This window comes from Pseudomonas sp. CJQ_9, assembly GCF_043106615.1.
Classification (GTDB): Bacteria; Pseudomonadota; Gammaproteobacteria; order Pseudomonadales; family Pseudomonadaceae; genus Aquipseudomonas; species Aquipseudomonas juntendi.
This window is the reverse complement of sequence record NZ_JBICMS010000021.1, coordinates 45,242-59,036: the sequence shown is the minus strand read 5'-3', so window position 1 is coordinate 59,036 and position 13,795 is coordinate 45,242. Positions and strand designations below refer to the sequence as shown.

Here is a 13,795-nt window from a genome sequence, read left to right as displayed (position 1 = left end):
GAATTCCGCTAGTCTTGGTTATCCATTGAAGGAGCCCATGCATGTTCGAATCCGCCGAAATCGGCCACAGCATCGACAAGGAGGCTTACGACGCCGAGGTGCCCGCGTTGCGCGAGGCCCTGCTCGAAGCCCAGTACGAACTCAAGCAGCAGGCGCGCTTCCCGGTGATCGTGCTGATCAACGGCGTTGAGGGCGCTGGCAAGGGGGAGACGGTAAAGCTGCTGAACGAGTGGATGGACCCGCGCATGATCGATGTGCTGACCTTCGACCAGCAGACCGACGAAGAGCTGGCCCGGCCGCCGGCATGGCGCTATTGGCGGGCCTTGCCGCCGAAGGGGCGGATGGGCGTGTTTTTTGGCAACTGGTACAGCCAGATGCTGCAGGGGCGGGTGCACGGGGTGCTCAAGGATGCCGTGCTCGACCAGGCCATCACCGGTGCCGAACGCCTGGAGCAAATGCTCTGCGACGAAGGCGCGCTGATCATCAAGTTCTGGTTCCACCTGTCCAAGAAACAGATGAAGGCGCGCCTGGAATCGCTGAAGGACGACCCGCTGCACAGCTGGAAAATCAGCCCGCTGGACTGGCAGCAGTCGAAAACCTACGACCGCTTCGTACGCTTTGGCGAGCGCGTGCTGCGCCGCACCAGCCGCGATTATGCACCGTGGCACATCGTCGAGGGGGTCGACCCGAACTACCGTAGCCTCGCGGTCGGGCGCATCCTGCTGGAAAGCTTGCAGGCCGCGCTGGCCAACAACCCCAAGGGCAAGCACCAGGGGAACGTGGCCCCATTGGGGCGTAGCATCGATGACCGCAGCCTGCTGGGGGCGCTGGACTTGAGCGTGCGCCTGGACAAGGCCGATTACCAGGAACAGCTGGTGACCGAGCAGGCCCGCCTTGCCGGGCTGCTGCGGGACAAGCGCATGCGCCGCCATGCATTGGTGGCGGTGTTCGAAGGCAACGATGCTGCCGGCAAAGGCGGGGCCATCCGCCGGGTGGCCGCTGCGCTGGACCCGCGCCAGTACCGTATCGTGCCGATTGCCGCGCCCACCGAAGAAGAGCGCGCGCAGCCTTACCTGTGGCGCTTCTGGCGGCACATCCCGGCGCGGGGCAAGTTCACCATTTTTGACCGCTCCTGGTATGGCCGGGTGCTGGTGGAGCGGGTAGAGGGGTTCTGCACGCCGGCTGACTGGATGCGCGCCTACAGCGAGATCAATGATTTCGAGGAACAGTTGGTGAACGCCGGGGTGGTATTGGTCAAGTTCTGGCTGGCCATCGACCAGCAGACCCAGCTGGAGCGCTTCGAAGAGCGCGAGCAGATCCCGTTCAAGCGCTACAAGATCACCGAGGATGACTGGCGCAACCGGGACAAATGGGATGACTACGCCCAGGCCGTGGGGGACATGGTCGACCGTACCAGCAGCGAGATTGCGCCATGGACGTTGGTAGAGGCCAACGACAAGCGCTGGGCCCGGGTGAAGGTGCTGCGCACCATCAACGAGGCGCTTGAGGCGGCGTTTGCCAAGCACAAGAAGTAGGTTGCCTGGTGTGACCTCAAGCCATGCTGCAAAAGAATGACCTGATGAATTCTTTTCTCGGCACGTTCCCCCGCACCTACCCAGCAAGCCCGTAGAATCCAGCAATCGCCACCACGGGCTTGATCGAGGACTTTATGCATACCACTTCTGGCCGCTGGGGCTATGGCCTGTTCCTGGCACTCTTGACGGCGCTGCTCTGGGGCATTCTGCCGATCAAGCTCAAGCAGGTGCTGCAAGTGGTCGACCCGATCACCGTCACCTGGTACCGCCTGCTGGTCTCGGGCGGCCTGCTGTTTGCCTGGCTGGCGGCCCAGCGGCGATTGCCTTCCATTCGTAAGCTGCCAGCAAAGGGCAAGGGCCTGGTGGCCGTTGCCGTCTTCGGCTTGATGGGCAACTACGTGCTGTACCTGATCGGGCTCAACCTGCTAAGCCCAGGTACTGCACAGTTGGTGGTGCAGATTGGCCCGGTGTTGTTGCTGGTGGCCAGTGTGTTCGTATTCCGTGAGCGCTTCAGCCTGGGGCAGGGTGTAGGGCTGCTGGTGCTGCTGGCGGGGTTTGGCCTGTTCTTCAACCAGCGCCTGGACGAACTGCTGACCTCGCTGGGGGCCTACACCACGGGTGTGCTGACCATATTGCTGGCCACCAGCATCTGGGTGTTCTATGCGCTGAGCCAGAAGCAGTTGCTGACGGTGTGGCATTCGCAGCAGGTCATGATGGTGATCTACCTCAGTTGTGCTGCGCTGCTCACGCCTTGGGTGCACCCGCTGCAAGCGTTGCAACTGACCCCGGTGCAGGGCTGGCTGTTGCTGGCGTGCTGCCTGAATACCCTGGTGGCCTACGGCGCGTTCGCCGAAGCGCTGGCGCACTGGGAGGCATCACGGGTGAGTGCCACGCTGGCACTGACGCCGCTGGTGACCTTTGTTGCAGTGGCGCTGGCGGCGCTGGTATGGCCTGACTATGTGCACGCTGAAGACATCAATGCGTTGGGCTATGTGGGGGCGGTGACGGTGGTGTTCGGCTCGGCCCTGGTGGCGTTGGGGCCATCGCTGGTGGCCGGCTGGCGTGCCCGCAGGGCGCGGTTGGCCCAGGTCCCTTGAACGCCTGTACTGGCCCCATCGCTGGCAAGCCAGCTCCCACAGGACCGCGCAATGCTCAGGCCCGAGGTGACCCTGTGGGAGCTGGCTTGCCAGCGATGGGGCCAGTACAGGCAATCAATAACTCAGCCTTTGCCACCCGGTGCCAGCATGTTCTCCGGCCTTACCCATTGGTCGAACTGCTCATTGGTCAGGTACTTCAACTCCAGCGCAGCTTCCCTCAGGGTCTTGCCTTCGCTGTAGGCCTTCTTGGCGATCTCCGCGGCTTTGTCATAGCCGATGTGCGGGTTCAGCGCGGTTACCAACATCAACCCGCGTTCCAGGTGTGCGGCCATCTGCTGGGCGTCGGGCTCGATACCCGCCACGCAGTGCTGCTGGAAGTTGCGGCAGCCATCGGCCAGCAACTCGACCGACTGCAACAGGTTGTGGATGATCACCGGCTTGAACACGTTCAGCTGCAAATGCCCCTGGCTGGCGGCAAAGCCGATTGCCGCATCGTTGCCCAATACCTGGCACGCCAGCATCGACAGCGCCTCGCACTGGGTAGGGTTGACCTTGCCCGGCATGATCGAGCTGCCCGGTTCGTTGGCCGGCAGGCGTACCTCGGCCAACCCGGCACGCGGGCCGGAGCCCAGCAGGCGCAGGTCGTTGGCGATTTTCATCAGGGCCACTGCCAGGGTTTTCAGCGCGCCGGCCAGGCTGGTCAGCGGTTCATGGCCGGCCAGGGCGGCGAACTTGTTAGGCGCGGTGACGAACGGCAGCCCGGACTCTGCTGCCAGTTCGGCGGCAATGGCTTCGGCAAAACCGTGCGGGGCATTCAGCCCGGTGCCCACGGCAGTACCGCCCTGGGCCAGTTCGCACACGGCCGGCAGGGTGGCACGAATGGCACGTTGGGCGTAGTCCAGCTGGGCAACAAAGGCCGATACCTCCTGGCCGAAGGTGATCGGCGTGGCATCCATCATGTGCGTGCGGCCGGTCTTGACCAGTTTGTTGTGCCGCGCCGCCAGTTCGGCCAGCCCGGCCGAGAGTTCGCCGATGGCAGGCAGCAGTTTTTCCTGCACGGCCTGCGCCGCGGCAATGTGCATGGCGGTCGGGAAGCAGTCGTTGGAGCTTTGCGAGCGGTTGACGTGGTCGTTGGGGTGCACCGGCGTTTTGCCGCCCCGGCCCTGGCCAGCCAGTTCATTGGCTCGCCCGGCAATCACCTCGTTGACGTTCATGTTGCTCTGGGTGCCGCTGCCCGTCTGCCAGACGACCAGCGGGAACTGGTCGTCGTGCTTGCCCGCCAGCACCTCGTCGGCGGCCTGTTCGATCAGCCGGGCGATGTCGGCCGGCAGGTCGCCATTGCGGTCGTTGACCCGTGCCGCGGCCTTCTTGATCAGCGCCAGGGCGTGCACCACCGCGAGCGGCATGCGTTCCTTGCCGATGGCGAAGTTGATCAGCGAACGCTGGGTCTGCGCACCCCAGTAGGCGTCCTCAGGAACTTCGACCGGGCCCAGGCTGTCTGTCTCGATACGGCTCATTCTGTACTCACTCCTGTGTAGATCGAATTCGCAGTTTAGGCCTTGATTCGACCGGGCGGTTCCGTCGCTCGTCGTGCCACTTGAGCACCGCGCTACCACGGCGCAGAATGCTCTACTCTGAGGTACCCGCCTCCCTCTCTCTGAAGGAAATGCAATGACCCGTCTCCGTGTCCTTTGTGCCGCCGTTGCCCTGGTTTGCGCCAGCGGCCAGGTACTCGCTGCCACCGCCACCCACAACGCTGCTGCCGAGAAATTCCTGACCCTGGCCAACGCCGACAAGTTGGGCACCCCGGTGTACATGCAGGTCCAGCAGATGTTCGCCCAGCGCTTCGCCCAGACCAAAGCCCCGGCCAGCAAGCAGCCGGTGCTGGAAAGCTACCAGGCCAAGGCCAACGCCGCGCTGGACAACGCCATCGGCTGGAACAAGCTGAAGCCGAAGATGGTCGACCTGTACACCCAGACCTTCACCGAGCAGGAACTCAAGGACCTGGCCAAGTTCTACGAGTCGCCGCTGGGCAAGAAAGTGCTGCGCGAAATGCCCAAGGTCACCCAGCAGTCGGCGCAGCTGACCCAGCAGAGCCTCGAGCCGGCAGTACCGGTGGTGAACAAGCTGCTCGAAGACATGACCAAAGAGCTGGACCCGAACGCTGGCAAGGCCGCCGCCCCAGCTAAGAAGTGAGTAAGCCGCAATGACCATGCAACAGCGTATCGAACAGCAGCTGGCCAGCCTGGCGCCGCAACACCTGCAAGTGCTCGATGAAAGCCACATGCACAGTCGTGGTCAGGAGACCCACTACAAGGCAGTGATCGTCAGCGAGCAGTTTGCCGGGTTGAACAGCGTCAAGCGCCACCAGAAGGTGTACGCCACCATGGGTGAGCTGATGGGCCAGATCCACGCCCTGGCCATCCATACCTACACCGGCGAAGAGTGGGCCAAGGTCGGCGCTGCACCGGCCTCGCCGGTATGCGCCGGCGGCGGGCACTGAAACCTTGCTGTTGTTCTGGTAGAATCCTGCAAGATCCGGGGGCCGCTTTGCGGCCCTTTCGCGGCACGAGGCCGCTCCTACAGCGACTGCACAGCCTGATGGCGGGTGCGATCCCTGTAGGAGCGGCCTCGTGTCGCGAAAGGGGCGCAAAGCGCCCCCTGTTTTTTTTTGCCACACCGTCAAACCCGGTCCGCCCCTTACGAGGGCAACCACCTGGAGAACCTGCTTCATGTCCCAAGCCATCGTCGTCGCGGCGCTGTACAAGTTCGTTACCCTGCAAGACTACGTCGAGTTGCGCGAGCCATTGCTCAAAGCCATGCTCGACAACCAGGTCAAGGGCACCCTGCTGCTGGCCCATGAGGGCATCAACGGCACCGTGTCGGCCACCCGCGAAGGCATCGACGGCCTGCTGGCCTGGCTGCGCAACGACCCTCGCCTGGTCGATATCGACCATAAAGAGTCGTACTGCGACGAACAGCCGTTCTACCGCACCAAGGTCAAGCTCAAGAAAGAGATCGTCACCCTCGGCGTGCCCGGCGTGGACCCCAACCAGGCCGTGGGCACCTACGTCGAGCCCAAGGACTGGAACGCCCTGATCAGCGACCCGCAAGTGCTGCTGATCGACACCCGCAACGACTACGAAGTGGCCATTGGCACCTTCAAGGGCGCCATCGACCCGAAGACCGAAACCTTCCGCGAGTTCCCCGAGTACATCAAGGCCAACTTCGACCCCAGCAAGCACAAGAAGGTGGCCATGTTCTGCACGGGCGGCATCCGTTGCGAAAAAGCCTCCAGCTATATGCTCGGTGAAGGCTTCGAGGAGGTCTATCATCTCAAGGGCGGCATCCTGAAGTACTTCGAGGAAGTGCCTCAGGAACAAAGCCTGTGGGATGGTGACTGCTTCGTCTTCGACAACCGCGTCACGGTGCGCCATGACCTGAGCGAAGGCGAGTACGACCAGTGCCACGCCTGCCGCCACCCGATCAATGCCCAGGAGCGCGCGTCCGAGCACTATTCGCCAGGTGTCAGTTGCCCGCATTGCTGGGACACCCTGAGCGAAAAGACCCGCCGCAGCGCCATCGACCGGCAGAAGCAGATCGAGCTGGCCAAGGCGCGCAACCTGCCGCACCCGATTGGTTACAACTACAAAGCCGAGGCCTGATGCATGGCTGCCCGCCTGATCTATGTGATGGACCCGATGTGCTCCTGGTGCTGGGGTTTCGCGCCAGTGGCCGCGGCCCTGATCGCCCAGGCGCATGAGGCGGGTGTGCCCACCCACCTGGTGGTGGGCGGGCTGCGCACGGGCGGCAGTGCGCTGGACAGCGCCACCCGCAAGTACATCCTCGAACACTGGCAGGCGGTGGCCGATGCTACGGGCCAGGCGTTCCGCTTTGAAGGGGCCATGCCGGACGGTTTCGTCTACGACACCGAGCCGGCCTGCCGCGCCCTGGTCAGCGCCCGCGAACTGGGTGGCGAGCGCGTCTGGCCGCTGCTGGCGCTGATCCAGCGCGCGTTCTACGAGCAGGGCATGGATGTGACCACCGCGCCTCAACTGGTCGAGCTGGCTGAACAGGCCGGTTTCGACCGTGCCGAATTCGCCTCCACCTTCGCCCAGGCCGATACCCGCGCCGCCACCGCGGCCGATTTCGTGTGGGCCCAGGACCTGGGCATCGCCGGTTTTCCGACCCTGCTCGCCGAGCGCAACGGGCAACTGGCGCTGTTGACCAACGGCTACCAGCCGTTGGAGCGCCTGCAACCGTTGCTCGGCCGCTGGCTGCAGCAGGCCACCTGTGCTTGACCTGCCTGGGTCCCCCGACCCGGTACCGGGCAAGCCCTGCACGGCCGCAGACCGGCTGAGCTGGGCGGAAATCCGCCGGCTGGCCCTGCACCATCGCAAGCACCTCTGGTCGGCCAACCTGATCGCCGTACTCGCGGCCTGCTGCAGCGTGCCCATCCCGCTGTTGCTGCCGTTGCTGGTAGACGAAGTGCTGCTCGGCCATGGCGATGCGGCACTGAAGTGGATGAACCACCTGCTGCCGTCGGGCTGGCAGGTGGCCGCCGGCTACATCGGCCTGATGCTGTGCCTTACCCTGTGCCTGCGCCTGGCCGCCTTGGCCTTCAACGTGGTGCAGGCCAAATTGTTCGCCGGCTTGGCCAAGGACATCGTCTACCGCCTGCGCATCCGCCTGATCGAGCGGCTCAAGCGTATTTCGCTGCAGGAATACGAAAGCCTGGGCAGTGGTACGGTCACCACGCACCTGGTCACCGACCTGGACACCCTCGACAAGTTCGTGGGCGAAACCCTCAGCCGCTTCCTGGTGGCCATGCTCACCTTGACCGGCACGGCCGCCATCCTGATCTGGATGCACTGGCAACTGGCGTTGCTGATCCTGCTGTTCAACCCGCTGGTGATTTACTTCACCGTGCAGTTGGGCAAACGCGTCAAGCACCTCAAAAAGCTCGAGAACGACAGCACCGCACGGTTCACCCAGGCCCTGGCGGAAACCCTCGATGCGATACAGGAAATACGCGCGGGCAACCGGCAGGGCTATTTCCTCGGCCGGTTGGGCCTGCGCGCCCGCGAAGTGCGCGACTATGCCGTCGACTCGCAATGGAAAAGCGACGCCAGTGGCCGCGCCAGTGGTTTGCTGTTCCAGTTCGGTATCGATATTTTCCGCGCGGCGGCCATGCTGACCGTGCTGTTTTCCGACCTGTCGATCGGCCAGATGCTGGCGGTGTTCAGCTACCTGTGGTTCATGATTGGCCCGGTCGAGCAGTTGCTCAACCTGCAATACGCCTACTATGCCGCCGGCGGCGCCCTCAGCCGCCTCAACGAGCTGCTGGCGCGGGCCGACGAGCCGCAGTACCCGGCGGCCAGCGACCCGTTCGCCGGCCGTGACACGGTCGGTATCGAGGTGCGTGACCTGCGCTTTGCCTATGCCGATGAGCCCGTGCTCGACCACCTCGACCTGTCGATCGCGCCGGGTGAGAAGGTGGCCATTGTCGGTGCCAGCGGCGGCGGCAAGAGCACCCTGGTGCAGCTGCTGCTGGGTTTGTACAGCGCCCAGGCCGGGACCATCCGCTTTGGCGGGGCCAGCTTGCAGGAAATCGGCCTGGAAACCCTGCGCGAAAACGTGGCGGTGGTGCTGCAGCACCCATCGCTGTTCAATGACACCGTACGTGCCAACCTCACCATGGGCCGTGACTGCAGTGACGAGGCCTGTTGGCAGGCGCTGCGCATCGCCCAGCTGGACGCCACCATCGCCGCCTTGCCACAGGGCCTGGACAGCGTGGTGGGGCGGTCGGGTGTGCGCTTGTCCGGTGGCCAGCGCCAGCGGCTGGCCATCGCCCGCATGGTGCTGGCCGAGCCCAAGGTGGTGATCCTCGACGAGGCCACGTCGGCGCTGGATGCGGCCACCGAATACAACCTGCATCAGGCCTTGGCGCGCTTCCTCAGTGGCCGCACCACGCTGATCATCGCCCACCGCCTGTCGGCCGTGAAACAGGCCGACCGGGTGCTGGTGTTCGATGGTGGGCATGTGGCGGAAGATGGCGACCACCAGCAGTTGATTGCCGAAGGTGGGTTGTATGCCAAGCTGTACGGGCATCTGCAACAGAGCTGAATCCTGGGCCGACCCAGGCTGCGCAATGCCCCCGCTGCCTTGTCATAAAAATCCCCTTCACAGCGATGGCAAATGGCCTACGCTGTGCTTGTCTGGGTCGATTTGCGCCTTATCTGCTCTGTGACAGGGACTCCATGAAGGGACATCGCACACTCGAAGCGCCAAAGTTGCTGGGCATCACCTGGCCCTTCATCGCCGTCGTGGTCTTCCAGGTGGCGCTGGGTAGTCTCAGCCTGTACACGCTGTCATCCGTGCGCGCTTACGTTGCGGGCGAGAGTTTGTGGTCCAAGGCGCAGAAAGATGCCATCTATTACCTCAACCTGTACGCCGAAACCCGCGACGAGGGTACCTATCAGCGCTATCGCCAGGCCATAACCGTGCCCCAGGGCGACCAGAAGGTGCGCGAGTTGCTCGACCAGCCGCACCCCGACCTGGCCGCCGCGGGCCAGGCGGTACTCCAGGGCGGCAACCACGCCGACGATGTGCAACGCATCATCTGGTTCTACCGCAATTTCCGTAACATCAGCTATATGCAGACCGCCATCGACTACTGGAATGTCGGTGACGATTACCTGGAGAAGCTGGATGTGCTGGCAAACGAGATGCACGAGCGTTTCGCAGCAGGCCCGGTGGACGCCGCTACGGTGGCAGCCTGGAAAGCCCGCATCGTCAGCATCAACGAAGGGGTAACGCCGGCGGCCAAGGCCTTCAGCGATGCGCTGGGCGAAGGGTCGCGCATGCTGCTGCGGGTGCTGCTGGTCACCAACCTGCTGACGGCCATGTTCCTGATCTGCATCGCCTGGCGCCGCTCCAGCAAGCTGCTGGCCCAGCGCCAGGCCTTCGCCAGTGCCCTGCAGGAAGAAAAAGAGCGGGCGCAGATTACCCTGCAGGCCATCGGCGACGCGGTGATAACCACCGATGTGGACGGCTGCATCGGCTACATGAACCCGGCCGCCGAACAGCTGACCCACTGGCAGGCTGCCCAGGCCCAAGGGTTACCGCTTTCGGCACTGTTCAGCCTGGTCGACGAGCACGCCGAAGAAAACGGCACCAGCCTGGTCGAACAGGTGCTCAACGGCAGCCTCAACGGCGGCGCCGAGCATGCGCGGCTGATCCAGCGCCTGGACGGCAGCACGGTATCGATCAACCTGGTGGGCTCGCCGATCGTCAATGACGGCCAGGTCGCCGGCATTGTGCTGGTGCTGCACGACATGACCCAGGAGCGCCAGTACATTGCCAACCTGTCCTGGCAGGCTACCCATGATGCCCTGACCGGGCTGGCCAACCGCCGCGAGTTCGAATACCGCCTGGAGCAGGCGCTCAATGGCCTGGCACGCCAGGCCGGGCGGCATTCACTGATGTTCCTGGACCTGGACCAGTTCAAGCTGGTCAATGACACGTGCGGCCACGCCGCTGGCGACGAGCTGCTGCGGCACATCTGTGCCGTGCTGCAGTCTGGCCTGCGTGAGGGCGACACCTTGGCGCGGCTAGGTGGCGACGAATTTGGCGTGCTGCTGGAAAATTGCCCCAGCGACCAGGCCGAGCGCATCGCCGAGCAACTGCGCCAGCTGGTGCAAAGCCTGCACTTCGTGTGGAAGGGGCGCCCGTTTGTGACCACGGTCAGCATAGGCCTGGTGCACATGGCCCAGGCCCCCAGCACCCTTGAAGCCTCGTTGCGTGCCGCGGACATGGCCTGCTACATGGCCAAGGAAAAAGGCCGCAACCGCGTGCAGGTGTACCACGCCGACGACAGCGAGCTGTCCATGCGCTTTGGCGAAATGGCCTGGATCCAGCGTTTGCATGTTGCCCTGGAAGAGAACCGGTTTTGCCTGTACGCGCAGGAAATCGCCCCATTGAAATCCTTCGAGGGGCCGGGCCACATCGAAATTCTGCTGCGCCTGCACGACGAAAGCGGCCGCACCATCCTGCCCAGCAGTTTCATTCCGGCGGCCGAGCGCTATGGCCTGATGACGGCGCTGGACCGCTGGGTGGTACGCAATGTATTCATGGTCATCCGCCAGTGCCTGGACGAGGGGCGGGAAGGGCCGCTGTCGACCTGCGCGATCAACCTGTCGGGGTCGAGCATCGGCGATGACAAGTTCCTGGAATACCTGCAGCGGCTATTTGTCGAGTACGCCATTCCGCCGCGGATGATCTGCTTCGAAATCACCGAAACCAGCGCCATCGCCAACCTGGGCAGTGCCATCCGCTTCATCAACGAGCTCAAGGGCCTGGGTTGCCGCTTCTCGCTCGACGATTTCTGCGCCGGCATGTCCTCGTTCGCCTACCTCAAGCATTTGCCCGTGGATTACCTCAAGATCGACGGCAGTTTCGTCAAGGACATGCTCGACGACCCGGTCAACCGGGCCATGGTCGAAGTCATCAACCATATCGGCCATGTGATGGGCAAGCGCACCATCGCCGAGTTCGTCGAAACGCCCCTGATCGAGCAGGCCCTGCAGGAAATTGGCGTGGATTACGCCCAGGGCTACCTGATCGAACGCCCCCAGGTGTTCACCTGTGACAGTCTGCAGCGCCAACGGATCGCCGCCCGGCCTCTGTTGCAGCGTGCACCTGGCACCTTTCGTTAGCTGGAAATCACAAGGATCAAGGAGCTGAAAGTGATTGATGCATTCGTTCGTATCGGGCCGTTGATGGACCCCGCCAGTTACCCCCAATGGGCTCAGCAACTGATTGAAGATTGCCGCGAGAGCAAGCGCCGGGTCGTGGAGCATGAGTTCTATGCACGCCTGCGCGATGGCCAGCTGAAGCAATCGACCATTCGCCAGTACCTGATTGGCGGCTGGCCGGTGGTGGAGCAGTTCTCGCTGTACATGGCCCACAACCTGACCAAGACCCGCTACGGTCGGCACCAGGGTGAGGACATGGCGCGGCGCTGGCTGATGCGTAATATCCGGGTCGAGCTCAACCATGCCGATTACTGGGTGAACTGGTGCCAGGCGCATGGTGTGCACCTGCACGACCTGCAGGCCCAGGACGTGCCGCCGGAACTCAACGGCCTGAACGACTGGTGCTGGCGGGTGTGTGCCACCGAGAACCTGGCCATTGCCATGGCCGCGACCAACTATGCCATCGAAGGCGCGACGGGCGAATGGTCGGCAGTGGTGTGTTCGACCGACACCTACGCCATGGGCTTCCCGGAGGAAGGGCGCAAGCGGGCGATGAAATGGCTGAAGATGCACGCCCAGTATGACGATGCGCACCCGTGGGAGGCGCTGGAAATCATCTGTACCCTGGCCGGCGAGAACCCCAGCCTGGGCTTGCGCACCGAGTTGCGCAGGGCGATCTGCAAGAGCTACGACTGCATGTTCCTGTTCCTGCAGCGGTGCATGGAGCTTGAGGGGCGCCAGCAGGAACGTATGCGCCCGGCGTTGGCCGCCGGGTAGGCCTGGCCCGCTGCGAAGCAAGGCCGCGATGGGCCGCGGTGCGGCCCCGGCTATCCCAGCCGTTACTGAGCGTTCAGCGCCTGCCCATTCACGGCCTTGCTGTCCGGCCCCATCAGGTACAGGTACACGGGCATGATCTCTTCAGGCAGCGGGTTGTTTTGCGGGTTCTCGCCAGGGTAAGCCTGCGCCCGCATCGCGGTGCGCGTGGCCCCGGGGTTGACGCTGTTGGCTCGCACCGGCGCCACGCCTTCCAGTTCGTCGGCCAGGGTCTGCATGAGGCCCTCGGTGGCGAACTTGGACACGCCGTAGGCGCCCCAGTAGGCACGGCCCTTGCGCCCCACGCTGCTGCTGGTGAACACCACCGAGGCGTCTTCCGACAGCTTCAGCAGCGGCAGCAGGGTACTGGTGAGCATGAAGGTGGCATTGACGTTGATGTGCATCACGCGCATGAAATGGTCGCCTGACAGCTGTTCCAGTGGCGTGCGCGGGCCGATGATCGAGGCGTTGTTGAGCAGGCCGTCAAGGCGGCCGAACTGCTCTTCGATCATGACCGCCAGCTCGTCGTACTCATGTGCCTGCGCGGTTTGCAGGTTGAACGGAATGACCACCGGCTGCGGATGCCCGGCGGCCGCGATCTGGTCGTAGACCTCGTTCAGGTTGGCTTCGGTCTTGCCCAGCAGCAGCACAGTGGCGCCCAGTGCGGCATAGGCCTTGGCAGCAGCAGCGCCGATGCCGCGGCCGGCACCGGTAACCAGGATGACCCGGCCTTTGAGCAGGTCGGGGCGGGCGGTGTAGTCGAACATGGTTCTGTCCTTCGAGTTCGTGAGGGCGACCCCGTCCCGTGTAGGAGCGGGTTTACCCGCGAATGCGTCAGCCCAGACAACACTGGCGCCTGATCGCACGCATTCGCGGGTAAACCCGCTCCTACAAGGGGTGGTGCCCGGGCATCAGTCTGGGTTCAGCAGCCACACAACGCGCTGTCGATCACTTTGCGCAGGTCCAGCGGGTGGTCCACCACCACGTCGGCGCCCCAATGGTTGGGGTTGTCCTCTGGGTGAATATAGCCGTAGCGCACCGCGGCCGTGCGGGTGCCGGCGTCACGGCCCGACTCGATGTCGCGCAGGTCGTCGCCGACGAACAGCACGCTGGCCGGGTCCAGGTTCAGGGTGTTGCAGGCCAGGATCAGCGGCTCCGGGTCCGGCTTGCTGTTTTTCACATGGTCCGGGCAGATCAGCAGCGCCGAACGCTCGGCCAGGCCCAGTTGCTGCATGATCGGCTCGGCGAAGCGCACCGGTTTGTTGGTGACCACGCCCCACAGCAGGTTGCCTTTCTCGATGTCGGCCAGCAGTTCGGCCATGCCGTCGAACAGCTTGCTGTGCACCGCGCAGTCGCGCTGGTAACGCTCGAGGAACTCCAGGCGCAGGGCCTCGAAGCCTTCGGCTGCAGGGTCCATGGCGAAGGTAGCGGCGACCATGGCCCGCGCACCACCGGAAATCACCCCGCGGATCAGGGTGTCATCGACCGGCGGCAGGCCGCGCTCGGCGAGCATGGCCTGGCAGATGGCGATGAAGTCCGGCGCCGTGTCGAGCAAGGTGCCGTCCATGTCGAAGAGTACCGCTCGCAAACGCAT

Annotated in this window: 12 protein-coding genes; 9 read left to right on the top strand and 3 right to left on the bottom strand. The window is 64.0% G+C overall.

The features are described from left to right. Positions 1-41 precede the first annotated feature (41 nt). Both pap and ACF8SD_RS03355 read left to right on the top strand, forming a co-directional pair. A complete protein-coding gene (gene pap, locus ACF8SD_RS03360; protein ID WP_392483815.1) occupies positions 42-1,535 on the top strand; it encodes a polyphosphate:AMP phosphotransferase in 1,494 nt (497 codons plus the stop codon). Positions 1,536-1,669: 134 nt separating this feature from the next. Next, entirely contained in the window at positions 1,670-2,632 is a 963-nt protein-coding gene (locus ACF8SD_RS03355; protein ID WP_054912801.1) for a DMT family transporter, read from the top strand. A gap of 122 nt (positions 2,633-2,754) precedes the next feature. Here the strand turns inward: ACF8SD_RS03355 and ACF8SD_RS03350 are convergent, their stop codons facing one another. Continuing rightward, the gene (locus tag ACF8SD_RS03350) at positions 2,755-4,149 is read right to left on the bottom strand and encodes a class II fumarate hydratase (protein WP_173887888.1); all 1,395 of its coding nucleotides are present in this window, start codon (positions 4,147-4,149) and stop codon (positions 2,755-2,757) included. 154 nt (positions 4,150-4,303) lie between these two features. Between ACF8SD_RS03350 and ACF8SD_RS03345 the strand changes: the two genes are divergently transcribed. The 7 genes from ACF8SD_RS03345 (at position 4,304) to ACF8SD_RS03315 (ending at position 12,165) form a co-directional block, all read left to right on the top strand. Further along, positions 4,304-4,828, top strand: a complete 525-nt coding sequence (locus tag ACF8SD_RS03345; protein ID WP_392483814.1) for a DUF2059 domain-containing protein — start codon at positions 4,304-4,306, stop codon at positions 4,826-4,828. 10 nt (positions 4,829-4,838) lie between these two features. Next, positions 4,839-5,135, top strand: a complete 297-nt coding sequence (locus ACF8SD_RS03340) for a BolA family transcriptional regulator (RefSeq protein ID WP_009686014.1) — start codon at positions 4,839-4,841, stop codon at positions 5,133-5,135. Positions 5,136-5,364: 229 nt separating this feature from the next. Next, entirely contained in the window at positions 5,365-6,297 is a 933-nt protein-coding gene (locus ACF8SD_RS03335) for a rhodanese-related sulfurtransferase (protein ID WP_173887889.1), read from the top strand. 3 nt (positions 6,298-6,300) lie between these two features. After that, entirely contained in the window at positions 6,301-6,933 is a 633-nt protein-coding gene (locus ACF8SD_RS03330) for a DsbA family protein (RefSeq protein WP_173887890.1), read from the top strand. Beyond that, a complete protein-coding gene (locus ACF8SD_RS03325) occupies positions 6,926-8,758 on the top strand; it encodes an ABC transporter ATP-binding protein (protein WP_392483813.1) in 1,833 nt (610 codons plus the stop codon). The genes ACF8SD_RS03330 and ACF8SD_RS03325 overlap by 8 nt, the downstream gene beginning before the upstream one ends. Positions 8,759-8,892: 134 nt before the next feature. Continuing rightward, positions 8,893-11,349 carry an EAL domain-containing protein gene (locus ACF8SD_RS03320; protein ID WP_392483812.1) on the top strand — a complete coding sequence of 819 codons (2,457 nt, stop codon included), beginning with the start codon at positions 8,893-8,895 and terminating at the stop codon, positions 11,347-11,349. Between the two features lie 30 nt (positions 11,350-11,379). Beyond that, positions 11,380-12,165, top strand: a complete 786-nt coding sequence (locus ACF8SD_RS03315; protein WP_178126169.1) for an iron-containing redox enzyme family protein — start codon at positions 11,380-11,382, stop codon at positions 12,163-12,165. Positions 12,166-12,227: 62 nt separating this feature from the next. Here ACF8SD_RS03315 and ACF8SD_RS03310 read toward each other — a convergent pair whose 3' ends face one another. Further along, entirely contained in the window at positions 12,228-12,968 is a 741-nt protein-coding gene (locus tag ACF8SD_RS03310) for a YciK family oxidoreductase (protein ID WP_392483811.1), read from the bottom strand. A 155-nt stretch (positions 12,969-13,123) separates the two neighbouring features. Further along, positions 13,124-13,795 (bottom strand): N-acetylmuramic acid 6-phosphate phosphatase MupP, encoded by a 672-nt coding sequence (mupP, locus tag ACF8SD_RS03305; RefSeq protein WP_115293542.1) that lies wholly within the window; start codon positions 13,793-13,795, stop codon positions 13,124-13,126.